The 23757-nt window shown below is 65.4% G+C and carries 22 protein-coding genes; 15 read left to right on the top strand and 7 right to left on the bottom strand.

The window, feature by feature from the left end; all coding sequences use genetic code 11:
* Window positions 1-131 precede the first annotated feature (131 nt).
* On the top strand, window positions 132-611 hold the full coding sequence (locus tag WN73_RS11090; RefSeq protein WP_074077605.1) for a baeRF12 domain-containing protein: 480 nt from the start codon (window positions 132-134) through the stop codon (window positions 609-611).
* Window positions 612-629: 18 nt separating this feature from the next.
* On the opposite strand, the gene WN73_RS11085 is transcribed toward WN73_RS11090, so the two are convergent.
* Both WN73_RS11085 and WN73_RS11080 read right to left on the bottom strand, forming a co-directional pair.
* Complete coding sequence (locus tag WN73_RS11085) at window positions 630-2243, bottom strand: MDR family MFS transporter (RefSeq protein ID WP_271552726.1); 1614 nt, start codon at window positions 2241-2243, stop codon at window positions 630-632.
* Window positions 2191-3438: an HlyD family secretion protein gene (locus WN73_RS11080; RefSeq protein WP_039187204.1), complete on the bottom strand. Its 1248-nt coding sequence runs from the start codon at window positions 3436-3438 to the stop codon at window positions 2191-2193. Before WN73_RS11080 ends, WN73_RS11085 begins: the two co-directional genes overlap by 53 nt.
* Before the next feature lie 91 nt (window positions 3439-3529).
* Here WN73_RS11080 and WN73_RS11075 point away from each other — a divergent pair, with 91 nt between their 5' ends.
* From WN73_RS11075 to WN73_RS11045, 7 genes are all read left to right on the top strand, one after another.
* Window positions 3530-4183 (top strand): TetR/AcrR family transcriptional regulator, encoded by a 654-nt coding sequence (locus WN73_RS11075; protein WP_060908949.1) that lies wholly within the window; start codon window positions 3530-3532, stop codon window positions 4181-4183.
* 52 nt (window positions 4184-4235) lie between these two features.
* Window positions 4236-4709, top strand: a complete 474-nt coding sequence (locus WN73_RS11070) for a MarR family winged helix-turn-helix transcriptional regulator (protein ID WP_271552725.1) — start codon at window positions 4236-4238, stop codon at window positions 4707-4709.
* A 12-nt stretch (window positions 4710-4721) separates the two neighbouring features.
* Window positions 4722-5492: an enoyl-CoA hydratase gene (locus WN73_RS11065; protein WP_271552724.1), complete on the top strand. Its 771-nt coding sequence runs from the start codon at window positions 4722-4724 to the stop codon at window positions 5490-5492.
* A 123-nt stretch (window positions 5493-5615) separates the two neighbouring features.
* Entirely contained in the window at window positions 5616-7697 is a 2082-nt protein-coding gene (locus WN73_RS11060; RefSeq protein ID WP_271552721.1) for a methyl-accepting chemotaxis protein, read from the top strand.
* Between the two features lie 124 nt (window positions 7698-7821).
* Entirely contained in the window at window positions 7822-8763 is a 942-nt protein-coding gene (locus WN73_RS11055) for a dihydrodipicolinate synthase family protein (protein ID WP_271552720.1), read from the top strand.
* 375 nt (window positions 8764-9138) lie between these two features.
* The gene (locus WN73_RS11050; RefSeq protein WP_028175520.1) at window positions 9139-10539 is read left to right on the top strand and encodes a selenium-binding protein SBP56-related protein; all 1401 of its coding nucleotides are present in this window, start codon (window positions 9139-9141) and stop codon (window positions 10537-10539) included.
* A gap of 83 nt (window positions 10540-10622) precedes the next feature.
* A complete protein-coding gene (locus tag WN73_RS11045; protein ID WP_074077602.1) occupies window positions 10623-11216 on the top strand; it encodes a hypothetical protein in 594 nt (197 codons plus the stop codon).
* 3 nt (window positions 11217-11219) lie between these two features.
* On the opposite strand, the gene WN73_RS11040 is transcribed toward WN73_RS11045, so the two are convergent.
* Genes WN73_RS11040 through WN73_RS11030 form a run of 3 tightly spaced genes read right to left on the bottom strand, consistent with a single transcriptional unit; the run spans window position 11220 to window position 13786 of the window.
* Complete coding sequence (locus WN73_RS11040; protein ID WP_028175522.1) at window positions 11220-11918, bottom strand: DUF1045 domain-containing protein; 699 nt, start codon at window positions 11916-11918, stop codon at window positions 11220-11222.
* Window positions 11919-11936: 18 nt separating this feature from the next.
* Window positions 11937-13130: an alpha-D-ribose 1-methylphosphonate 5-triphosphate diphosphatase gene (locus WN73_RS11035; RefSeq protein WP_028175523.1), complete on the bottom strand. Its 1194-nt coding sequence runs from the start codon at window positions 13128-13130 to the stop codon at window positions 11937-11939.
* Window positions 13127-13786, bottom strand: a complete 660-nt coding sequence (locus WN73_RS11030) for a chloramphenicol acetyltransferase (protein ID WP_028175524.1) — start codon at window positions 13784-13786, stop codon at window positions 13127-13129. The genes WN73_RS11035 and WN73_RS11030 overlap by 4 nt, the downstream gene beginning before the upstream one ends.
* A 173-nt stretch (window positions 13787-13959) precedes the next feature.
* Here WN73_RS11030 and phnC point away from each other — a divergent pair, with 173 nt between their 5' ends.
* The 4 genes from phnC (at window position 13960) to phnE (WN73_RS11010) (ending at window position 17574) form a co-directional block, all read left to right on the top strand.
* Window positions 13960-14769, top strand: a complete 810-nt coding sequence (gene phnC, locus WN73_RS11025) for a phosphonate ABC transporter ATP-binding protein (protein ID WP_011090670.1) — start codon at window positions 13960-13962, stop codon at window positions 14767-14769.
* Between the two features lie 64 nt (window positions 14770-14833).
* Window positions 14834-15769, top strand: coding sequence for a phosphonate ABC transporter substrate-binding protein (gene phnD / locus WN73_RS11020; RefSeq protein WP_271552717.1), 936 nt, complete (start codon window positions 14834-14836; stop codon window positions 15767-15769).
* Window positions 15770-15844: 75 nt separating this feature from the next.
* Window positions 15845-16729 (top strand): phosphonate ABC transporter, permease protein PhnE, encoded by an 885-nt coding sequence (phnE, locus tag WN73_RS11015; protein WP_271552716.1) that lies wholly within the window; start codon window positions 15845-15847, stop codon window positions 16727-16729.
* Entirely contained in the window at window positions 16726-17574 is an 849-nt protein-coding gene (gene phnE / locus WN73_RS11010) for a phosphonate ABC transporter, permease protein PhnE (RefSeq protein ID WP_060908939.1), read from the top strand. Before phnE (WN73_RS11015) ends, phnE (WN73_RS11010) begins: the two co-directional genes overlap by 4 nt.
* A gap of 62 nt (window positions 17575-17636) precedes the next feature.
* Here the strand turns inward: phnE (WN73_RS11010) and WN73_RS11005 are convergent, their stop codons facing one another.
* Window positions 17637-19196 carry a winged helix-turn-helix domain-containing tetratricopeptide repeat protein gene (locus tag WN73_RS11005; RefSeq protein WP_271552714.1) on the bottom strand — a complete coding sequence of 520 codons (1560 nt, stop codon included), beginning with the start codon at window positions 19194-19196 and terminating at the stop codon, window positions 17637-17639.
* A 508-nt stretch (window positions 19197-19704) separates the two neighbouring features.
* Here WN73_RS11005 and pcaB point away from each other — a divergent pair.
* Together pcaB and WN73_RS10995 are read left to right on the top strand one after the other, a co-directional pair.
* The gene (gene pcaB, locus WN73_RS11000; RefSeq protein WP_028175528.1) at window positions 19705-21066 is read left to right on the top strand and encodes a 3-carboxy-cis,cis-muconate cycloisomerase; all 1362 of its coding nucleotides are present in this window, start codon (window positions 19705-19707) and stop codon (window positions 21064-21066) included.
* Between the two features lie 113 nt (window positions 21067-21179).
* Window positions 21180-22436 (top strand): aminopeptidase, encoded by a 1257-nt coding sequence (locus WN73_RS10995; RefSeq protein WP_011090664.1) that lies wholly within the window; start codon window positions 21180-21182, stop codon window positions 22434-22436.
* Between the two features lie 60 nt (window positions 22437-22496).
* Here the strand turns inward: WN73_RS10995 and WN73_RS10990 are convergent, their stop codons facing one another.
* Window positions 22497-23051 (bottom strand): hypothetical protein, encoded by a 555-nt coding sequence (locus tag WN73_RS10990; protein ID WP_271552713.1) that lies wholly within the window; start codon window positions 23049-23051, stop codon window positions 22497-22499.
* Between the two features lie 239 nt (window positions 23052-23290).
* On the opposite strand from WN73_RS10990, the gene WN73_RS10985 reads away from it, so the two are divergent.
* Window positions 23291-23746, top strand: coding sequence for a cupin domain-containing protein (locus tag WN73_RS10985; RefSeq protein WP_038966115.1), 456 nt, complete (start codon window positions 23291-23293; stop codon window positions 23744-23746).
* Window positions 23747-23757: the final 11 nt, after the last annotated feature.

The following is a 23757-nucleotide window of genomic DNA, read 5'->3' as shown; positions in this document are numbered from 1 at the left end:
AATTCGGAAGCGCGGCCGCAGTGGCCAGGATGCGAGCTCGGGCATGCAGACATCGGTAAGTATTGCGGACCGTTTTTCGGCGACTGACTCGCATTGATTTGAGTTAACCTCGTCGGCAAACGAGAGTTTGAATGTTCGGCTGGCAACGCCGGAGCATCGATATGAGGCTGCTGAACATCCCTCACAACGCGCTCGTGTTTGTTGGCGACGGCCGCAAGGCCCTGTTCCTGCGCAACGACGGCAATCCGTTGCATCCAAGCCTGAAGATGGAGCAAGTGCACGAGGATGAGAATCCGCCCACGCGTGAGCAGGGCACCGATCGTCCGGGCCGCTTGAATAGCCCAATGGGACAGAGAACCGCGGTCGAGGCCGCCGACTGGCACCATCTCGAGCAGCATCGCTTCGCGCGGCGCGTGGCAGGCGCAATGGAACAGCTCGTTCGCGAGCGCGACGTGAAGGCGCTTGTTGTCGTAGCCCCCCCGCGAACGCTGGCCGATCTGCGCGAAGCCCTTCATGCCGACGTCAAGGCGCGCATCATCGCCGAGGTCCACAAGGATCTCACCAGGCATCCGATCGACGAGATCGCGCAGCATCTGACGGCAGAGCACTGAGGATGTCAACGGAACGGCTCAATGCGCCGGTCCACCCGCCGCCTTCACCCGCCGCGTCAGCAGGACCGCGATCGCGGCGAGCACCAGCACGACGCCGATCACCGCAAAGGTGTCGGAATAGCCCATCACCAGCGCCTGGCGCTTCACGGTCTTGCCGAGCGCGATGATGGCCTGCTCGCGCGCGGCATGGGGGTCTGGCACGCCGTGCGCGATGAAGTAGTCCGTCATCTGCGCGATGCGGCTGCGGACCTCCTCGCGGCCGAGCGTGACCGACTGGCCGATGATGTTGGAGTGGAATTGCTCGCGCTTGGTGATGATGGTGGCAAGCGTCGCCGTGCCGATAGCGCCGCCGAGGTTGCGGAACATGTTGCTGATGCCGGAGGCTGCGGCCGCATCCTGCGGTGCGATGCCGCCCGTCAGCACCGAGGTCAGCGGCGTCAGTACCATCGCCTGCCCCACGGCGCGCACGATGTTCGGGATCCAGAGCTGGTCGCCGGCATAGTCCGGCGACATCGCCGTGTTCATGAAGCAGCTGTAGGCGAAGATCAGAAGGCCGGTGATCGCGATGTAGCGCGTGTCGAAGCGCTGCATCAGTTTCGGGATCAGCGGGATCAGCACGAGCTGCGGCAGGCCGGTCCAGGCCAGCACGTTGCCGATCTGCTCGGCGTTATAGCCCTGCGCCTGGCCGAGATAGGCGGGCAGAATGTAGACCGAGCCGAACAGCGCGAAGCCGACCATGGTCATCGCGAGCGTGCCGAAGCCGAAATTGCGCTGAGCGAGGAGGCGCAGCCGGATCAGCGGCTTTTCGATCGTGAGCTCGATCGTGATGAACAGCGTCAGGCTGACGGCCGCGATCACCGCGAGCTTGACGATGAAGGGCGAGGAGAACCAGTCGTCCTTGTTGCCTTCCTCCAGCACCGCTTGCAGCGCCGACAGTCCGATCGCCATGGTGACGATGCCGGCCCAGTCGCCCTCCTTCAGGAGGCCGAGCTGCATCTTCTGCTTCTCCAGCGTCAGATAGAGCGCCGCCACCATCACCGCGGTCGGGATCACGTTGACGAAGAAGATGGTGCGCCAGCCGTAGGTTTCGGTGAGATAGCCGCCGATGGTCGGGCCGATCGCCGGGGCGAAGGTCACGGACAGCGCAAAGATCGCGAGCCCCACCGGCTGCTGCGGCTTCGGCAGCTTGGTCAGCACCAGCGTGAACGCCATCGGGATCAGCACGCCGCCGGCAAAGCCTTGCAGGCCGCGCATCGCGATCATCGACGGCAGATCGTGCGTGAAGGCGCAGGCGACGGAGAAGGCGGCGAACAGCGACGCGCTCGCCAGCATGTAGCGGCGGAACGAGAACACGCGGCTCAAATAGTCGGTCAGCGGGATCACGATGATCTCGCCGATCAGATACGACGTCGAGATCCAGGAGCCGTTGTCCGCGCCGGTGCCGATGCCACCCTCGATGTTGAGCAGCGAGGCGTTGGTGATCTGGATGTTCAGGATCGCCATGAACGAGCCGATCATGGCGGCGAGCACGGCGATCCAGGTCGCGGCGCTCGCGCGGGCAGGATCGGCGACGGCGCGATCAGGCGTCGCGGCCGGTGCTGCTTGCGTCGAAATTGAAAGGCTGTTTGACATGGCACGACCCTCCGGAGACGAGCTTCGCTTTGGGCGCGGCGGCCGCATTCGCGGCCGGCGCGGTCGAACGTGTTGCAATGGTCGGGATCACGGACATGCCGGGCCGGAGCGCAATCGCGGGTCCATGCGCGGCGTCGAGCGCGATCCTGACCGGGATGCGCTGCACCACCTTGGTGAAATTGCCGGTGGCGTTGTCGGGCGGCAGCAGCGCGAATTCCTGGCCGCTGGCGGGTGCGATGGAATCGACGCGGCCGTGCACGATCTGGCCCGGGAACATGTCGACCTCGATGTCGACGGCCTGTCCCGCCTGCACGTGGGTGAGCTGCGTCTCCTTGAAATTGGCCACGACATAGGCGCCATCAGTCGGCACGATCGACATCAGCTGCGTTCCCGCCTGCACGAACTGGCCGACGCGCAAGGAGCGGTTGCCGACGACGCCGTCGATCGGCGAGATCACGGTGGTGTAGCCGAGGTTCAGCTCGGCCTGGTGCTGCACGGCTTCCGCGCGCGCGGCCGCCGCCTTGGCCTGCACGATCTCGGCCTTGAGCAGGTCGACCTGCTTGAGAGCGGAGGCGAGGTTGGCGGTGTCGCGTTCGAGCGTCGCTTGCGCCGAGGCGATGCGCGATTGCGCCTGCTGCGCATTCTGCACGCTGCCGGAGCCGGTCGCGGCGAGATCGGTGTAGCGCTTGTTGTCCTGAGCGGCGAAGGTGAGGGCGGCCTGGTCGACGTCGAGCGTGGCGCGCGCGGCCTTGATCACCGCCTGCTGAACCTCGAGCTGCGCTTCCTTGCTGGCGATCGTCGCGTTCGCCGCCTGCACATCGGCCCTGGCCTGGTCAAGCGCGACGCGGAAGTCGCGGTCGTCGATCCGGGCCAGCACCTGACCGGCCTTCACATGCTCGTTATCGGCGACCAGGACCCGGTTGAGATAGCCGCTGACCTTCGGCGCGATCGTGGTGTTGTCGGCCTTCACATAGGCGTCATCGGTGGAGACGAGGTACTGGCCGACGGTCCAGTAGTCGTAGCCGTACCAGCTGGCGCCGGCCAGCGCGACGGCTGCGGCTCCCATCAGCAACAGCTTGCGAAAATTGAGCTTTTTCCGGCTTGCCTGGACCGGCGCGGCGGGCAGGACCCCCTCCAGGGCGGTCGTTGGAAGGGCGGTCTGGGCGGCAGCAGTCGGGGTGGTGTGGACGGTCATGGCCGGCTCCCCTGAATTAGGAAACTTGATAATTTCCAAAATGCGACTAGCTTTGGAATTGTCAATGGAATGACAGGCATCATTTAAAGACATGGCTCAGGCAAAATCGGAAAACGAATGCCGCCCCCGCGGGCGGCCGCAACTGCGCAGCGACGCAGAGACGAAGGGAATCGTTCTCGAGGCCGCACGGCAGGCCTTTGCCGGTGACGGCTATGCGGCGACCAGCACCGAGGAGCTGGCGCGCCGCGCCGGCATCTCCACCAAGACGCTCTATCGTCTGTTTCCCGGCAAGGCTGCTTTGTTCGAGGCGATGTGCGCCGACAGGCTCGAGCGGCTGCTCTCCGCGGTCGATCTCCAGGCGAGCGACGAGGTCGACATCGAAAAGGGCCTGCGCGCCGCGCTGCTGGCCTGCGCGGACCTCGCGCTCGATCCGGAAGTCGTGGCGTTGCAGCGCATGGTGCTGCAGGAATCGGCCGCATTCCCGGAGCTTGCAGCCCATTTCTACAAGAACGGCATCTCCCGCACCGTCACGGCGCTTGCCGGCTGGCTGCGTGCCCAGGTGAAGAAGAAGCGCATCGCGCTCGATGACGTCGAGGAGGCCGCCGGGATGCTGATCGGCATGGTCGCGTCGGCGCCGCAGCGTGCGGCGATCTATGGCGGGTTGGCGCTGCCGTCACGCAAGGACATCGAGCGGCGCGTCAAGACCTGCGCGGCACTGTTTCTGGACGGCTGTCGCGCTGCCTAGTCCCGGCAGCCGCCCCTTTGACAATCCGGTCGGCCTCGGCTATCTATTTCGCATGCGAAATAAAGACGCCGCAACGAGGCATCACCGGCTGATCTACCTGCTCAACGTCGCACAACGCCGGTTGCAGCGCTGGATGGCCGCGCAGCCCGAGAGCGAGGTGACGCCGGCGCAGGCGGGGCTGTTGTTCATCCTCGGCAGGCAGGACGGCGTCCTGATGGGAGAGGCAGGCGCGGCGCTCGATATGGGGCCGGCCGGTATTTCGGGCCTCGTCGACCGCACCGCAGCCGCAAGGCTGATCGAGCGGCGGGCCGATCGCGAGGACGGGCGCGCCTGGCGCGTGTGGCTGACGCCGAAGGGGCGTACCGTGCTGGCACAGGCGAAAACCTCGGCCGCGGAGATCAACGCGGCGCTGACGGACGGATTTACCAGCGCCGAGATCGACATCGTCGCGCGCTGGCTGACGAGCATTCAGGACAAGTTTCCAAGAGACCCTTCACGAGACCCTGCAAGAGATCCAGAGGAATAAGAGGAGAGCCCAATGACCGAGCACGTCCGGATCGAGAACAACGGTGGAATTCTCACGCTCACGCTGGCGCGCCCCGACAAGAAGAACGCGCTGACCGATGCGATGTACGGCAAGCTCGCCGATGCAATCGAGTCCGCCGAAATCGATCCGTCCGCCCGCGTGATCCTGATCCGCGGCGAGGGCGACATGTTCACCGCCGGCAACGATGTCGGAGAGTTCGCGGCCGTCGCATCCGGAAAGTCGGAAGGCAGCCGCAACGTCATACGCTTCATCCAGTCGCTGGCGCGCTGCACGCGGCCGCTGGTTGCGGCCGTGCAGGGCCGCGCCGTCGGCGTCGGCACCACGATGCTGCTGCATTGCGATCTCGTCGTGCTCGCCGACAACGCGCAATTGTCCACGCCCTTCGTCAGCCTCGCGCTGGTGCCGGAAGCCGCCTCCAGCCTGCTGATGCCGGCGCGCATCGGCTATGCCCGCGCCTACGAGATGTTTGCGCTGGGTGAGACGGTGCCGGCGAAGGCTGCGCTGGAATGGGGGCTCGCCAACCGCGTTGTGCCGCTCGACAAGCTCGACGCCGAGACCCTCGCGCTGGCGCAGCGTCTCGCCCTCCAGCCGGCCGGCGCGCTCACCGCCACCAAGAAGCTGATGCGTAACGGCGAGGCGCTGGTCGCGCAGATGCAGGCGGAGGGCGAGCAGTTCGCGCAGCGCCTGCGCACCGCGGAGGCGCGTGAGGCGTTCACGGCGTTTGCCGAGCGCCGGGCGCCCGATTTTACGAAAGTCGCGTAAGGAGCGGCGGGCCGCCCGAATGGGTGCAGGCGGAGCCGGCTCAAATCGACTAAAACCTTAACGAAACATTGGCAGGTTGCGATGCAAGGTGGCCACTCGTTGAAGAGTAGGCCCCTTGACCTCATGGCAATGTTTAAGAAATCGGTAAGCTCGCTTCTTCTGACCTTGATGGCCCTGCTTGCGGCCGGCGCGCTGGCCAGCACGGCGATCCAGATGGTCGGGGCCTTCGGCCGTTACAGCGACAGTCTCGAAACCGCGCGGCTTGCCGCCGCCGACAAGACCATCTTCCACGGCGTGCTGTCGCTGCGCAACAATCGCGGCGACGCCCAGAGCGCGCTGCTCGGCGAGGACGAGCCGCGCGCCAAGTTGGGAGCCGCGGAGAAGGCCGAGCAGGCCGGCTATGAATCCATCGCTTCGGCGCTCTCCACGATCGAATTCGACCGGCGCGACGAGCTCGCGAATACGCTGAAGCAGCGCTGGAACGAAGCCGCGCCGCAGTTCGAGTTGTTCTACGACGAAGCCAAGCGTCCGCGGGCCGAGCGCAAGATGGAGCGTACCAATGTCTGGTACGATGCCGTCACCAAGGTCATCGACATCGCGAACCTCGCCTCCACCGCGGTGTCAAACCGCGCCTGGATGAACGATCCCTACATCGCCCGCATGATTCAGGTTCGCCGCTTTGCCTGGCAGGTGCGCGACCGTTATGGGGTCCATTGTTCGTCGCTGCGCTCGAACGTCAACAGCAGCAAGCCGCTCGACGACGTTCAGAAGCGGTCGGTGGCGCAATGGGATGGCACGATCGCCTCTGGCTGGGCGGGGATGGCCGAGTTGCTGGCTGCGCCCGAGGTGACGGCGGAGCTGGTTACGGCAGCGTCGGACGCGAAGGCCAAGACCGACGGCGTCCTGAAGCAGATCGGAGAGCTCACCAGGAATTTTGACGGCAGCGGCAAGCCCGCGATGCCCGCCTCGGAATGGAATGCGCTGTGCCAGTCGCCGTTCGCGTCGATCGTCGCGGTCGCGAACAAGGCGCTGGACCAGTCGATCGCGCGCGCCGAGGCCGTTCAGGCCAAGGCCCTCACCAATCTCGTCGTGCAGTCGCTCGCCTTCCTTGTGGCGCTCGCGGTGACCTTGGCCGGCGTCTATGTGGTGCGCACGCGCCTCATGCGTCCAGTGCGCGCCATTCTGGATGCCATCGCCCGCATCGGCGCGCGAGATTATGCGACACCGGTTCCGCAATCCCGGTATCCCGACGAGTTCGGCACCATGGCGGCTGCGCTCGAGAGCCTGCGCGAGAGCGCCGCGACCGCGGAGCGTCTCGGTCAGGAACGCGAATCGCAGCAGGCGCTCCAGCTTGCCCGCTCCGGCACCGTCGATGCCGCCTGCCGCAGCTTCGACGACACCGTGCAGGCCGTCATTCACGGCGTTGCCGCGTCGGCGCGGGAGCTCGATGCGACGGCGACCGATGTGCGTACGCCGGTCTCGGAATCCAGCAGCCAGACCGCGGCGGTCGCCTCCTCTGCCGAGCAGGCCACCAACAATCTCGAGACCATCGCCGCCGCGACCGAGGAGCTCTCGGCCTCCGTCGGCGAGATTTCGGCGCAGGTGCAGTCGAGCGCGCGCGAGGCCCGCGAAGCCGTGTCGCAGGCCGAGCGGACCAACGCCACGGTCGAGATCCTCGACCAGACCGCAAGCCGCATCGGCGAGGTCGTGAAGATGATCAACGCCATTGCCGGCCAGACCAATCTGCTGGCGCTGAACGCCACCATCGAGGCCGCACGCGCGGGCGAGGCCGGCCGCGGCTTTGCCGTGGTCGCCGGCGAGGTCAAGAGTCTCGCCGCGCAGACCGCGACGGCCACCGAAGAGATCTCCCGCCAGGTCGAGGAGATCCAGGGCGCGACCGGTCAGGCGGTAACCGCCATCCGTTCCATCGGCGGCGCCATCAGCGGCATCGACGAGAAGATGACCGCGATTGCGGCCGCCGTCGAACAGCAGCGGGCGGCCACCACCGAGATCTCGCGCAACTTCCAGCAGGCCGCGCAAGGCACCCGTGAGGTGACCGACACCATCGGCAGCGTCGCCAAGCTCAATCAGGAAACCGGCAACGCCGGCACGGTGCTGTCGGAATCCGTGAAGAAGATGTCGGCAGACGCCGATCGCCTCCGCGTCGCGGTCGAAGGTTTCCTCGGCGCGGTGAAGACCGCGTAACTTTCACATCCCTGTTCCAACGGAACGCGGATCGGCATTGCCGCCGATCCGCGCCCCGAGTACATCTGTCGTGCCGCGCGAGTGCGGCGCTAGATGTGCAGGAATATCAGGGATGGAGAGTTCGATGCCGGTTACGCCCCACCACAAGGCCCAGCGCCCCTATCGCGGCGTGTTCCCGGTCGCGCCCACCATCTTCGACGAGCGCGGCGAGCTCGACCTCGAGGGCCAGCGCCGCTGCATCGATTTCATGATCGATGCAGGCTCGAATGGCCTCTGCATCCTCGCCAATTTCTCCGAGCAGTTCGTGCTCACCGACGCCGAGCGCGAAACCGTGATGCATGCGGTGCTGGAGCATGTCGCGGGCCGGGTTCCCGTCATCGTCACCACGACCCATTTCAGCTCGGCCGTCTGTGCGGCGCGCAGCAAGCAGGCCGAAGCGGCCGGTGCCGCCATGGTGATGGTCATGCCGCCCTATCACGGCGCGACGTTTCGCGTGCCGGAGAAGGGCATCGTCGAATTCTTCAAGGTGCTCTCCGGCGCGATCAATATTCCCATCATGATCCAGGACGCGCCGGTGGCCGGCACGCCGCTGTCGGTCGAGCTGCTCGCCCGGCTGTCGCGCGACTTCGCCAACATCCGCTATTTCAAGATCGAGGTGCCGGGCGCCGCCGCAAAGCTCCGCAGCCTGATCGAGGCGGGCGGCAAGGATATCGAAGGCCCGTGGGACGGCGAGGAGGCGATCACGCTGCTCGCCGATCTTGACGCCGGCGCCACCGGCGCCATAACCGGCGGCGGCTATCCCGACGGCATCCGCCAGATCATCGATCCCTATTTCGCCGGCAAGCGCGAGGAAGCGAAAGCCGCCTATGAGCGCTGGCTGCCGCTGATCAACTACGAGAACCGCCAATGCGGCCTGATCGCCTGCAAGGCCATGATGCAGGCCGGCGGCGTGATCAAATCGGACGCCGTGCGCCATCCGCTCCAGCCGCTGCATCCCGCGACGCGCGCGGGGCTGCTGGAGCTGGCGAAGGAGCGGGATGCCCTGGCGCTGCGGTGGGGGAAGTAGCGGCCAATTCCCCAGTCGTCGTCCCGGCGAAGGCCGGGACCCATACCGCGTGATCTATCGGTGAACGCAGGTGTTGGTACCGCGGGAAGACTTTTACTACTAGCCTTCGCCAAACCCCTCCCTGGGGGTATGGGTCCCGGCCTTCGCCGGGACGACACCGAGTGTGAGGGGCCCTGGCCTGATCCCGCCGGCTTCCATTTGGCGGAAGGCGTCGAATTGGCGCGGCTCGGGCCGTTTCCCGCAGCCCGGCGATGACATATTGTAGGCTCGCCAACGAAGCCCGCGGAGCAGCTCAAGACATCGCGCACCAGTTCTTCAATATGCCGCTGTCCCGAGCCAGGTTGGCGCGAACCGACAGAACAGGGAGGCAGTGCCATGACGATGAGGCCGGATCCCACCTTTCACGCATCGCCCAAGCTTGCGATGGAAGCACCTGCGGAGAACTTTGCCTATACGTTGCTGCTCAGTCCGGATTTCTCAAAGCCGGATGCTCTTGCGGTCATCGACGTCAACCCGGGATCGCCGACCTATGGCCAGATCGTCCACACCGTGACGATGCCCAACAAAGGCGACGAGTTTCATCACTTCGGCTGGAATGCCTGCTCTTCCGCCTTGTCGCCGCTCGCCGGACACGCCTTCATCGAGCGGCGCTATCTCATCATCCCCGGGCTGCGCTCGTCGCGGATCTACATCATCGATACCAAGCCCGATCCGACCAAAGCCAAGATCCACAAGATCATCGAACCAGAGGAAGTCTTCAAGAAGACCGGCTACTCGCGCCCGCACACCATCCATTGCGGGCCGGACGGCATCTATGTCAGCACGCTGGGCGGCGGCGGCAAGGACGGCACCAACGGACCTCCGGGCGTCTTCATCATGGATTGCGAGACGTTCGAGGTCCTTGGACGATGGGAGATCGACCGCGGCCCGCAAACGCTGCATTATGATTTCTGGTGGAATCTGCCGCGCGACTACATGGTGACGAGCGAATGGGCGTTGCCGCCGCAGTTCGAGAACGGGATCGTTCCGGAAGATCTGCTGTCGAACAAATATGGCCATCGTCTCCACTTCTGGGACCTTCGCGCCCGGCGCAATGTGCAAACCATCGACCTCGGCGCCAATCATCAGATGGCGCTGGAGGTGCGGCCCGCGCACGATCCGGTTCGCGAATACGGCTTCGTTGGCGTTGTGGTCGACACCACCAACCTCGAAGCATCGATCTGGACCTGGTGGCGCGAAGGCGGAAAATTCCATGCCGAGAAGACGGCGACGATCCCTCCCGAACCCGCGCCAAAGGAGAAGCTCCCGCCGCTGCTGCAGGGATTTGGCGCCGTGCCGCCGCTGGTGACCGACATCGACCTGTCGATGGATGACCGGTTCCTCTATGTCTCGTGCTGGGGCACGGGTGAAATGCGCCAGTACGATGTGAGTGATCCGCGAAAGCCGAAGCTTGCGGGCTCGGTCCACATCGGCGGCATCGCGCGCCGCACCCCCCATCCGAACGGCAAGGCATTTGCGGCCGGTCCGCAGATGGTCGAGATCAGCCGCGACGGCAGGCGCGTGTACTGGACCAATTCGCTCTATTCCACCTGGGACGATCAGTTCTATCCCGACGGGGTTCCGGGCGTGGAAGTCATGGCCAATGTCGGCGGCAACGGCGGCCTCGAGCTCGACAAGGACTATTTCGTGAGCTTCCCCGACGGATATCGTGCGCACCAGATCAGGCTCGAGGGCGGCGATTGTTCGACGGATTCCTTTTGCTACCCGTCGGTCTAGATGGGGCGCACGCGAGCCCGGCGCTTGGCTGGCTTTGGCTCGCTCTTGTTGCGAGCGGTCTCTACCACGGGGTCAACCCGGGAATGGGATGGCCGCTCGCTGTTTCGGCCGGGCTCATGGACAAGAACCCACGCGCGCTGTTCCGTGCGTTGTGGGCCCTGGCGGCCGGACATCTCCTGGCAACACTTTTCGTGCTGCTGCCATTCGCGTTCCTGCTCGTGCTGGCCGAGTGGCAGCGTTCGATCCAGATCAGTGCGAGCCTTCTCGTCATCGGCTTCGGTGTCTATCGGCTGATCGAGCGGCGCCATCCCCGCGCGCTGGCACGAATTCCGCCAACGCAATTGGCGCTCTGGTCATTCGCCGTTGCCATTGCCCACGGCGCGGCCTTGATGCTCGTGCCGATCTATCTCGGGCTCTGCCAGGCCCTCGAGCTCGATGCCGGCCATGAGGCGGCGGGCGCGCTGATGAAGGCAAGTCTCGGGATGGCGGTGTTGGTGTCCCTGGTGCACGTTGCCGCCATGGTCAGCGCCGGCGGATCTCTGGCGTGGCTGGTCTACCGCTATCTGGGATTGAAGTTCGTCTCGCGCAGCTGGTTCAATCTGGATGCAGTCTGGGCGACCAGCCTCGTTCTGGTTGGCGCGGTGGCGCTCGCCTTCAATCTTGCGAGCTGGCGCTGAGGTCTATCGCGCCAAAGCCCACTCGCCGATGATGCGGAAGCGCGCCTTGGTCTCGGCCTGCCTGAACAGGGCGAGGCGGTCGATCGCCAGCGTGTCGAGACGAAGCGACGCGAACCGCGTCCGCAACATCTCCAGGATCGGTCCGCGGCGCTCTGCATCCAGCCGCCCAGTCAGGGTCATGTGGAAGCGAAATTCTTCCATGACGTAGGGGTAACCCCAGCGGTCGAGATAATCGCGCTGCCGCTCGGTGAGTTTGTCGGGCTTCCGGCGTGCGCGGTCTTCCGCGGTGAGAGCGGCGCGGAAGGAATCGAACTCGCGCGCGCAATCGGCGGCGAGCTGCTGGAGCGCATCGACCGGCTCGGCCGGGATGACGGCGATGAAGCCGCTGATGGTGTCGACGATCGGGCGGATGGCCGGGATCGGCCGCGCCGTTTCGGCGAATGTCGCGCAGGCTGCCATAAGCTCCGCCTCGGTGCTGCCGGGCGTCAGCGCCATCGGCGCCTTCAGCGTGGCGTGGAAGCCGTATTTGCGGGGATCGGCAGAGACGTCACGCCAGTCCGGTGCAACGTGCAGCGCCTCGGGCGGAAACGGCACCTCGTCGCCGGTGTAGGCATCGTAGCCGAGCAGCTTGGCGCCGAAGCGGGTCAGCGCGCTGTCGGCGCCGGCGGCAAAATAGATCGCGTAGCGGGGAAAACCTGTCATCGCCTCAGCATAGCCAATTTATGCCGCGACGACAGCCTCGCGCGGCGCCGCCGCCGCGCTGAGCAGTCGCGTCGCATCGGTGAGATGCACGAGCTTTCCGCCCGATATCACCGCGACGAGCCGCGGCCGCAGCGGCACGGTGTCGTCGACGAGGAGGATGTCGGCGCGGCGTCCTTCGGCGAGGATGCCGCGGTCGGCAAGGCCGGTCGCGCGCGCAGGCTCCGCGGAGACCAGGCTCCAGGCCTCCGTCAGCGGCAACACGCCATCGGCGGCGAGGCGGAACGCGGCGAGCAGTTGCGCGGGATAGTAATAGTCCGACGCCAGCACCGAGCAGAGCCCCTTTGCGATCATGTCGGATGCCCGGGTCCAGCCGGTGTGGCTGCCGCCGCGCACGACGTTCGGCGCGCCGTACACGATGGCATCTCCGTGGCTCGCCGCCGCCCGCGCCGTCTCCTCGTTGATCGGAAACTCGGCGATGTCAGCGCCGAGCTCACGAAATTCCCGGCGCATCGCGGGTGTCGCATCGTCATGCGAGAGCATCCGCACGTCTGCCGCGCGGGCAGAAGCAGCGAGCCGCGACACGGAGGCCGGCACGTCGGCGGCGCGCGCGATCACGCGGTCGACCAGCCCGTCAAAATCCTCGCTGGACAAGCCAGTGCGCTCCACCATGCGGTCGCGCTTGCGCGGCTTGGCCATGTCGGCGACGGTGCCATCCATGTGGTCGTTGAAGGCGAACAGGTCGACGCGGCCCTCGGCGAGCCACTGGCTGATCTCGGCCTCGGCATCGAGATTGTAGGTCTCGTGCCGCAGATGGAAGCGGGTGTCGGCAGCGAATTGCGGACGCTGCCGCTCGATCGCCTCCATCAGGCCGCGCGCATTGTCGGCGCTGCGCAGGCCCGGTTCCCACGAGCAGGTCGTGGCGTGAAACACCGTGGTGATACCGTTGCTGATCGCCTGGCGGTCGCTGTCCGCGAGCGCGACGTCGATCGGGAAGTCCACGCCGGCGCGCGGCATCATCTGCCGCTCGAAGGCATCGCCATGCAGATCGACGATTCCCGGCAACACCAGCAGATTGCGCGCATCGATCGCGAGCCGAGCCCGGCCACGGGCGGCATCGACCCGTGCGATGTCCGTTCCGGCCACGCTGAGTGACGTCTCGACCAACTCGGTGCCGATCAGGGCCCGGCCGCCCTCAAGGAAAATGTCTGTCACGCGACCGCGCTTCGTTTGCTGGCAGGGGAGTGTGCCCGTGCTTCATACGTGGAGAGAAAATCTTCAATCCCGAGCCTGCGGAAATCGGGCAGGGCTTCACGCAATTTGTCGTGATCCCAGTCCCACCAGGCGAGCCGCGCAAGCCGTCCGGCGATCTCTTCCGAGAAGCGCCGCCTTACGATCCGCGCGGGATTGCCGGCGACGATGGTGTAGGCGGGCACGTCCTTGGTGACGATGGCGCCGGCCGCGATCACCGCGCCGGTGCCGATGTTGCGGCCGGGCAGCACGATCGCGCCATGGCCGATCCAGGCGTCGTGGCCGATATGGACGTGATGCTGGCGCCGCCAGTCGAAGAACTCCGTGTCGTCGCTCTCGCCGGGGAAGTAGGCGCTGGAACGATAGGTGAAGTGCGCCTGCGTCGCGCGATGCATCGGATGATTGCCGGGGTTGATACGCGTCATCGCCGCGATCGAGCAGAATTTCCCGATCGTGGTGTAGGTGATCTGCGAATCGTTCACGACATAGGAGTAATCGCCCATCGTCACTTCATGCAGGATCGTGCGCGCGCCGACCTCGGTATAGGCGCCGAGCCGGGTCTCGTGCAGCTTGGCCGAGGGATCGATGGTCGGTTGGACTGAAAGGGCTTTGCCGGCCATGTCGTATCCGAAGCGTGAGGGCGGGCGTTCCTCTTCGAGCGGCTCGATGACAATGTCATGACGCAGCGATGACAGGGGATGAGGTGTGTTGGATCGCCGCACCGCAACGTGCATGTCACACAAGTGTCAAGCGTCGGCGTTAGCGGTGGGTCCCAGCTACTCTGGAGCCCTGCATGCTGGTGGTTGAAGGTCTGACGTGCCGCTTTGGCGCAAAAGCCGCGGTGGACGACGCTTCGTTTCAAATTTCCCCCGGCGGATTCGTCGGCGTGATCGGACGATCCGGCGCCGGCAAGTCCACGCTGCTGCGGACCATCAACCGCCTGGTGACGCCGACGCAGGGCCGCATCCTGTTCGACGGCACCGACGTCACAGCGCTGCGCGGCAAGGAGCTGCGGCAGTGGCGGGCGCGCTCGGCGATGATCTTCCAGCAGTTCAACCTCGTCGGCCGGCTCGATGTTCTCACCAACGTCCTGATGGGGCGCCTCGCGACGATGCCGGCCTGGCGCTCGCTGTCGCAGACCTGGCCCGAACACGACAAGGCGCTGGCAATGTCCGCGCTCGAACAGTTCGATATCGCCGCGCTCGCCGCGCAGCGCGCCGACCAGCTCTCCGGCGGCCAGCAGCAGCGCGTCGCGATCGCCCGCGCGCTGGTGCAGCAGCCCGACATCATTCTCGCCGACGAGCCGATCGCTTCGCTCGACCCGCGCAACACCAAGATCGTGATGGATGCGCTGCTGCGCATCAACAAGCATTTCGGCATCACCGTGCTCTGCAACCTGCATTCGCTCGACTTGGCGCGCAGCTATTGCGACCGCCTGATCGGCATGGCGCAGGGCCGTGTGGTGTTCGACGGCGCACCGTCTGCGCTGACCGATCACGTCGCGCGCGAGCTCTACGATCTCGAAGCCACCGACGTCATGGGCGGCTCGCCCGTGCCGGCGCCCGAGGGCATTCCGGCGCTTGGAACGGCGGCCGCCGCCTGAGCCGCATCGCTTCTGTCGTTGCCAATTTTTGCGTCAACCGACCCCAACCGATGAAGAGGGTATCATGATCACTCGCAGATTAGTTCTTGCCGGCGCCGCCGCGCTCGCATTCATGACCTCGGCCTCCGCCGACGACTGGAAAGCCAAATATCCCGAGCTGACCTTCGCGGTCATTCCGGCGGAAAACGCCTCGGGCGTGACCGAGCGCTGGGCGCCGTTCATGAGCTATCTCTCCAAGGAATTGGGCGTGAAGGTCACGCTGCGCATCGCCAATGACTACGCCGCCGTCATCGAAGGCCAGCGCGCCGGCAACATCCATATCGCCAGCTACGGCTCGGCCTCGTTCGCCCGCGCCCGCCTGACCGGCGTCAAGACCGACGCCTTTGCCAACGATATCAACGCCGACGGCTCGACCGGCTACTATTCGGTGTTCTTCGTCAAGGCGAGCAGCCCCTACAAGAGCATCGACCAGCTCAAGGGCAAGAACCTCGGCCTCGTCGACCCGAACTCGACGTCCGGCAACAACGTGCCGCGCTTCGAGCTCGACAAGATGGGAATCGCGGACGCCGACACCTATTTCAGCAAGGTCGTCTTCACCGGCAGCCATGAGAACGCGATCCTGGCGCTGGCGCAGGGCACGGTCGATGTCGCGGCCAACCAGTGGACCAGCGACGACGATTCGACGCTGGCGCAGATGCTGACCAAGGGCATGCTGAAGAATGCCGACGGCTCGCCGATGAAGAAGGACGATTTCCGCATCATCCACAAGTCGGCGCCGATCATCAACGGCCCCTATGCCTACAACTCCGACCTGCCGGAAGAGGCGAAGGCGGCGATCGCGAAGGCGTTCTTCGACGCTCCGGCCAAGGACAAGGCGGCCTTCGATCGCCTCCAGGACGGCCAGAAGAAGGGTTTTCATCCCGCCACCACCAAGGATTGGGATGGCACGATCGAGCTGATCAAGTTCGTCGATGCACTGCGTAAGAAGAAGGCGTCCTGAGTTTCGGGACGAGCTACTCGAGCCGGGTCGATGGACCCGGCTCTTTCTCTTTGATCGGCCACCTTTCCTGAACAGATGACCCTCGCGGTTTCGATCCTGCCCGAGCAGCAACTGGCTGCGCTGAACACCGCTTACAATCAGGCGGTCGCGCGCAGGCGGCTCCGTCTCTTGCTCGGGGTTGTGGTGTTCGCCGCCGCGCTGCTTCTCGCCGCGATCGGCGCCGAAGTGAACCTGCGCACCTTCTTCACCTATTTCGGCAACTTCGTCAGCTATTTCGATCGCATCCTCACGCTCGACAACGGCCAGCGGGTCTGGACCGATGTCGGCGAGTGGCTTTGGGGCTGGCGCAAATGGTTGAAGATGCTCGGTGAGACGCTGCTGATCAGCTATGTCGGCACGCTGACCGGTGCGACCCTCGCCTTTGTCCTGAACTTCTTCGCGGCGGAAAACACCTCGCCCGCGCCCTGGCTGCGCTTTACGGTGCGGCGTCTGCTCGAATTTGCACGCACCGTCCCGGGCATCGTCTTCGCGCTGATCTTCGTGATCGCCTTCGGGCTCGGGCCGATGGCTGGCGTGCTCGCGATCGCGATCCATTCCACCGGCGCGCTCGGAAAATTGTTCTCGGAGATCGTCGAGAATGCCGACATGAAGCCGGTCGATGGCATCCGCTCCACCGGCGCGAGCTGGCTCTCCTGCATGCGCTTTGCCGTCGTGCCGCAGGTGACCGCGGGCTATGCCAGCTACGCGCTGTTGCGCTTCGAGATCAACGTCCGCGAAGCCTCGGTGATGGGCTTTGTCGGTGCCGGCGGCATCGGCCAGGAGCTCGTCGTCGCCATCCGCAAATTCTATTATTCGGACGTCAGCGCGATCCTGCTCACCATCATCGTCACCGTCTTCGTCATCGACATCAGCACCGGCTGGCTGCGCGGCCGCCTGTTCGGCAGGGAGGCGCGGACGTGACGCGGCGGCAAGAGGTCGACACGCGAGAGCTTCGCGCGCGCTACCCTGACGTGTTCGACCGGCCCGCCTCGGCGCGGCTCGCGATGCCGGCGATGATCGTCGCGGCGTTCGCGGTCCTGGTGTACGGCCTCGTCGATCTCGACTTCTCGCCGTCGCGCTTCGTCGCAGGCCTCAGCCAGCTCGGCTGGATCAGCCTGATGATGATCCCCCCCGATCCCGGCTCCTCGCTGCCGATCTATCTGAAGGCGCTCGGCGAGACGCTGTCGATCGCCCTACTCGGCACGACGCTCGCCGCATTGTTCGCGCTGCCAGTCAGCCTGCTCGCCGCCCGCAACGTGGTGCCGTCAAACATCCTGCGCTTCCCGATCCGCCGTTTCCTCGACTCGATCCGCGGCGTCGATACGCTGATCTGGGCGCTTGTTTGGATCAATGTCGTCGGCCTGGGCCCCTTCGCCGGCGTGCTCGCCATCGCCGTGTCCGATTTCGGCGCCTTCGGCAAGTTGTTCTCGGAGGCGATCGAGGGCGCCGACCAGAAGCAGGTCGAGGGCATCCGCGCCTCCGGCGGCAGCGCACTGCACGAGATCCGCTTCGGCCTGTTGCCGCAGGTCCTGCCCGTGATCGCCGGCCAGGTGCTCTATTTCATCGAGTCCAACACCCGCTCGGCCACCATCATCGGCATCGTCGGCGCCGGCGGCATCGGCCTCCAGCTCGCCGAGCAGATCCGTGTGCTGGAATGGCAGAAGGTGTCGTTCCTGATCCTGATGATCTTGGTCGCGGTCGCCGCGATCGATTTCATCTCGGGCAAGCTCCGTTTCGCGATCATCGGCCGGCGCGCGGTGGCTTAGGTTGTTCGCCTCCCTTCGCCCCTTGTGGGGGGAGGGCGCACTCTCGATGCTGCGCGAGAAGTCTACTCCATCCCCGCGCGCCGCAATCCTTCCAGATAATGCTCGCGGTCCTGCTCCAGCAGCATCGGCAGCTCGCTTGTGATCCAGGCGAGCGAGATGCCCGGCTGGGCGCGGCGCAAGCCTTCCAGCGCGGACGCGGCAAGGGCCGGATCACCCAGCATGCCGGCGGCCGCCGTCAGCACGCGATGTGCGCCGACGAAATCGGCGCGCTGCCGCATCGATTCCCGCGCCATCTGCAAGCTTGCCTCGTAATTGCGGCCGATGAACTGGGCATAGGCGGCGACCCCGCAATAGATCGCCGCGAGCGGATCGCGCGGGCTCAGCCGCAGCGCGCGGCGCGCGGCGGCATCGCCGTCCTGCCATCGTCCCGCGTAGCACAGCGTCACGCCGTAGAAGGCGTGCGCCATCGCGAAATTCGGATTGAGCCTCAAGGTCAGCTCGAACTCCGCCAGCGCGTCGTCGAAGCGGCGGCGGAACAGGTAGGTATAGGCGAGGCCGTGATGAGCCCAGGCGTCCTCGCGATCGGCCTCCACCGCCGCAAGCGCCGCGCGTTCGGCGACCGGCACGGTCGCGGCCATGTCGGCCCAGCCCATATGCGCGCCGAAGATATGGCTGGTCGCGAGCAGGCCCAGCGCCTTGCCATAGGCGGGATCGATCGCGACGGCCTTCTCGAGCAGCCCTTGCGCGGCCGCATTGTCCTCGCGGGTGATGCGCCAGTAATGCGACAATGCGCGCATGACGAGGTCCCAGGCATCCAGGCTGCCCGGCGGCTTCTGCCCGGCGCGAAAGCTCTCGGCCGTATAGAGCTGCGGCTCGATCGCGGCGACGATCGCCTCGGTGATGTCGTCCTGCACGGCGAAGATGTCGGCAAGCTCGCGGTCGTAGCGTTCGGCCCAGAGATGGCTGCCGGTCGAGACGTCGTTGAGCTGGGCCGAGATGCGCACGCGCTCGCCGCTTCGCCGCACGCTGCCTTCGACCACGTAGCGCACGCCGAGCTCGCGCGCGACCTCGTGCATGTGCACGGCGCGGCCCTTGTAGACGAAGGAGGAGTTGCGCGCGACGACGAAGAACCAGCGCAGCTTCGACAGCGCGGTGATGATGTCCTCGCTGATGCCGTCGGAGAAATAGTCCTGCTCGCGGTCACCGCTCATATTGGTGAAGGGCAGCACGGCGATGGCGGGCCGGTCGGGCAGTGCGAGTGCCGTCTGCGGCGCCTGTATCCACCGGCCGGGTTCCGGCGCGGCCGCGGCGAGCTTGGTCTCGACGTCGCCGACGAAACGAAAACCCTTGCGCGCGATGGTTCGGATCAGCGCCTGGCTCGCGCCGTTGTCGCCGACCGCCTTGCGTGCCGCATTGATCCGGCTGGTCAGGGTGGATTCGGAGACGCTGCGCCCGTGCCAGATCTTGTCGATCAGCTCGTCCTTGCTGACCACCCGGTCGCGATTTTCCATGAGATGGACGACGAGGTCGAAAACCTGCGGTTCCACGGAAACGGGAACCTGCTCGCGGCTCAGCTCGCGCCGGTCGGTGTCCAGAAGGTGATCCCGGAACAGAAACTGCACGTCGAAAACTCAGACCTCACGACGACATCGGGGCAATGACAAAGCAAAACGGATTCCGGCCTAAGTCTGTGAGTCCACCGGGAGGCCGCTTGGTTCATCGCGATCGCAAGATGGCTGCCATGCCATTTGCGGGGAGGAATGCGGCCTCGACTGGAATGTGGCGGCTGGGGTCGGCTGTCGCAGGCCAGGTACTCAATCTGATATCGCCGACCGCGCATCCCGTCACCCTGAGGTGGCCGCTTCTTCAGCGGCCCTCGAAGGGCGACGGCCCGCATCCCGGCCTGCCATCCTTCGAGGCTCTCCACGCGACGCGTCGCGTCGCATGGTTCGCACCTCCAGCGACAACCGCTTCGCGGTTGCGCGGGGATGACGGAGCCGATGGTTTGACGCGCGGCGGCGAGACCAATGCAAGACTCCGAATGTGTGATGACCCGGCATTGTCCATTGCCGAACGGCGCGGCCTGCGTAAGCTGCTTCCACACAAAACACCAACCATAAAGAAACGCCCATGCCCGCTCTCCACGCCTCGACCACCGTGCTCGACTCCATGCTGTTCCGCGACGCCTTCGGCACGCCTGAGATGCGCGAGGTGTTTTCCGATGTCGCGCTGGTTGCGCGCTATGCCGAGGTCGAGGTGGCGCTGGCGAAGGCGGAGGCCAAATGCGGCGTGATCCCGCAGGATGCCGCCGACCAGATCGCGGCGCGGACCGACGTTGCCGCGCTCGATTTCGACCTGCTCAGGCAGGAGACCGACATCGTCGGCTATCCGATCCTGCCCTTGGTGCACCAGATGGTGAAGCAATGCGGCGATGCCGGCCGTTACGTGCATTGGGGCGCGACCACGCAGGACATCATGGATACCGCCGTAGTGCTGCAATTGCGTGCCGCGCTCGAGATCGTCGAGCGCGACATCGCGGAGCTGCGAAAGATTCTCGCCGACCTCTCCAGGCGCCATCGCGATACGCCGATGGCGGGGCGCACTCATCTCCAGCAGGCGCTGCCGGTGACCTTCGGCTACAAGACCGCGATCTGGCTAGCGATGTTCGATCGCCACGCCGAGCGTCTGGCGCAATTGAAGCCGCGGGTCCTGGTGGGCCAGTTCGCCGGCGCCGCCGGCACGCTGGCCTCGCTCGGCGACAAGGGCTTTGAGGTGCAGGAGGCGCTGTGCGACGAGCTGAAGCTCGGCGTTCCCGCCTCGACCTGGCACGTCGCGCGCGACGGCTTTGCCGAGGCCGTGAACTTCCTCGCGCTCGTCACCGGCTCGCTCGGCAAGATCGCGCTCGACATCATGATCATGGCCTCGACCGAGTTCGCCGAGGTCTACGAGCCCTTCGTCAAGGGCCGCGGCGCCTCCTCGACCATGCCGCAGAAGCGCAACCCGATCTCCTCGGAACTGATGCTGGCGGCGTCCAAGGCGGTGCGCCAGCATGCGGGCCTGATGCTGGACGCGATGGTGCAGGATTTCGAGCGCGCCACCGGCCCCTGGCACGCCGAGTGGATGGCAATCCCCGAAAGCTTCGTGCTGGCCGCCGGGGCGCTGCACCAGGCGAGGTTCGCGCTCGCGGGACTCATCGTCGACGAGGCGAAGATGAACGACAATCTCGCCATCAGCCGGGGCCTGATTGTGGCCGAAGCGGTCATGATGGGGCTCGCGCCCCAGATCGGGCGGCAGGAGGCGCATGACGTGGTCTATGACGCCTGCCGGCTCGCCAACGAGAAAGGTTTGACGCTGGCGGACGCGCTCTCGTCCGACTCGCGCGTCTCTGCCAGAATCGACCGCGCCACGATCGATGCGCTCACTTCACCGAAAAATTACCTCGGCCTTGCTCCCGCCATGGTCGACCGGGTGCTGAAATCGGCAACGCGTTGAAAACCAAGATGCGTGAAACTGCGTATCTTTCGTCGCCCCCAATACGCTCGTATACTTGTGTCTCGCGATGCTAGACTTAGATTGAGCGAGAGACTTTCGGCAGAGGACCCGGCATGACCGATCAACGCATCACCTCCACTCCTATCGATCCTGCGAAACTCGACCGGCTGGCCGAGGTGGCGGTGAAGGTGGGCCTGGGCTTGCGGCCGGGACAGGATCTGCTCCTGACGGCGCCGGCGATCGCGCTGCCGCTGGTACGCCGGATCGCCGTTCATGCCTACAAGGCCGGCGCCGGTATCGTGACGCCGATCCTGTCGGACGAGGAGATGACGCTGGCGCGTTACCGCCACGGTCACGACAACAGTTTCGATCGCGCCGCCGGCTGGCTCTATGAGGGCATGGCCAAGGCATTCTCCGACAACACCGCGCGGCTCGCCATCGTCGGCGACAATCCGATGCTGCTGTCGGGCGAGGATCCGTCGAAGGTCGCGCGCGCCAGCAAGGCCAACTCGATGGCCTATCAGCCGGCACTGGAAAAGATCGTCAATTTCGACACCAACTGGAACATCATCGCCTATCCGAGCCCATCATGGGCCAAGCAGGTGTTCCCCAACGATCCCGAGGACGTCGCGATCGGCAAGCTCGCGGACGCGATCTTCGCGGCCTCCCGCGTCGATCGCGAGGACGCGATGGCCAATTGGGCGAGCCACAATGCGGTGCTGCGTGAGCGCACCAACTGGCTCAACGGCCAGCGTTTCCGCGCGTTGCAGTACTCAGGCCCGGGCACCGATCTCACCATCGGCCTTGCCGACGGCCATGAATGGGAAGGCGGCGCCTCCCTGTCCAAGAACGGTATCAGCTGCAACGCCAACATCCCGACCGAAGAGGTCTTCACCACGCCGCATTGCCGCCGCGTCTATGGTCATGTCGTGAGCTCGAAGCCGCTGTCCTACCAGGGCACGCTGATCGACAACATCGCGGTGCGCTTCGAGGACGGCAGGATCGTCGACGCGAAGGCCTCGCGCGGCGCCGAGGTGCTGAACAAGGTGCTCGACACCGACGAGGGCGCGCGCCGTCTCGGCGAGGTGGCGCTGGTGCCACATTCCTCGCCGATCTCGCAGAGCGGGCTGTTGTTCTACAACACGCTGTTCGACGAGAACGCGGCCTCGCACATCGCGCTCGGCCAGTGCTATTCGAAATGCTTCGTCAACGGCGCCCAGCTCACGCCGCAGCAGATCGCCGCGCAAGGCGGCAACCAGAGCCTGATCCATATCGACTGGATGATCGGCTCGGCCGAGACCGACATCGACGGCATCCTCGCCGACGGCAGCAAGGTACCCGTGTTCCGCAAGGGCGAGTGGGCGAAGTAAGCCGCTTCACCTCTCCCCGCTGGGGAGAGGTGAACGTCCTCGCAACAGTCTCTCCTGCCCTCATGCCGCCGCGTTGCGCAGCATCGGGTTGTTGTCGATGCTGAAGCGGTTGAACAGCGTCGTGAACGGGCTGCCGTCGGTGGCCCGCACGATGGCGTCGGAAGCAGCCACCGCCTCGTAGAGCGCACCGACCGGATCGTCCGGCTCGGGCAGGTCGAGGCCCTTGCGGATCTGCTCGCGGGCCTCGTTGACCTCATCCTCGTCGTCGAGGGTCGCCTCCAGTGCATCCGCCGCGCGCCGCATTTCCGCGAGGTCGCCGCCCGCGGAGAATTTGAGAATGTCGAGCCAGTAGGGCCGGACGACGACGAGCTGGATAAAGGCCTCGAACGTACCAGCGATAATTCCTGCGCGGCCCTCCGATGAGACGTAGAGCACATTCTGCGACGGCAGCAGCACGAACGCGCCGCCTGAGCCGTCGCTGCCGACCTGCCGGGGGCTTTCGATGCCGTCGATGGTAAACCAGGACTCATCATCCGGCGTGAAGGAGATATCAAGGCTCCCGAGCCGGGCGACGACCTGGCTGTTGGCTGTCAGAACCTCGGGCGTGAGGGGCATCAGCACGGCTCCTTTCAGGTCACTTCGCGCATTTTGTCGCACCCCGGAAAAGATGGGTTCATGTGCGCGAATTTGCAGGGAAATCGCGGCGTTAGCTGCTTCGCACATGCAACTTGCGGCTGATTGTCGAGGCCTGCGTAAGAAAGAATTAAAAGCCGATCACTAGCGTTGCGTACATCATTGGAAACAATCCGGGCCCCGACCCGGCCAAAAACCTATTCTATCCCCTGGGGAAACAGATGTCGCGCGCATTGATTGAAATTAGTAGTTGCAATGTGGATCTCGAGCTGCGGCCGATCGAGCCGTCCTGGATCATCGAGGGCAATCCGGTGTCGCGCTCGCACATCCTGTCCACCAGTGCGGACGGCACCGCCTCGACCATCATCTGGTCCTGCACCGAAGGGCGCTTCAACTGGTACTACGACATCGACGAGACGATCATGATCATGGAAGGATCGATCGTGCTCGAAAGCGACGGCATGCCGCCGAAGCGCTACGGTCCCGGCGACGTCATCTTCTTCCGCGACGGCGCGCATGCCAAATGGCATGTCGAAGGCCACGTCAAGAAGATCGCTTTCTGCCGCAAGACCAATCCGGTGATGATCGGTTTCCTGATCCGCGTCGTCAACAAGCTCAAGCGGATGTTCGTCTCCACCGGCGAGCGCCGTCCCGCCTCGCTGATGGGCGCCGGCTAGCGCACGCCCGG

The sequence above is a fragment of the Bradyrhizobium sp. CCBAU 45394 genome (assembly GCF_028128655.1).
In the GTDB taxonomy this organism is placed as follows: Bacteria; Pseudomonadota; Alphaproteobacteria; order Rhizobiales; family Xanthobacteraceae; genus Bradyrhizobium; species Bradyrhizobium diazoefficiens.
This window is presented reverse-complemented; position numbering and strand designations above follow the sequence as displayed.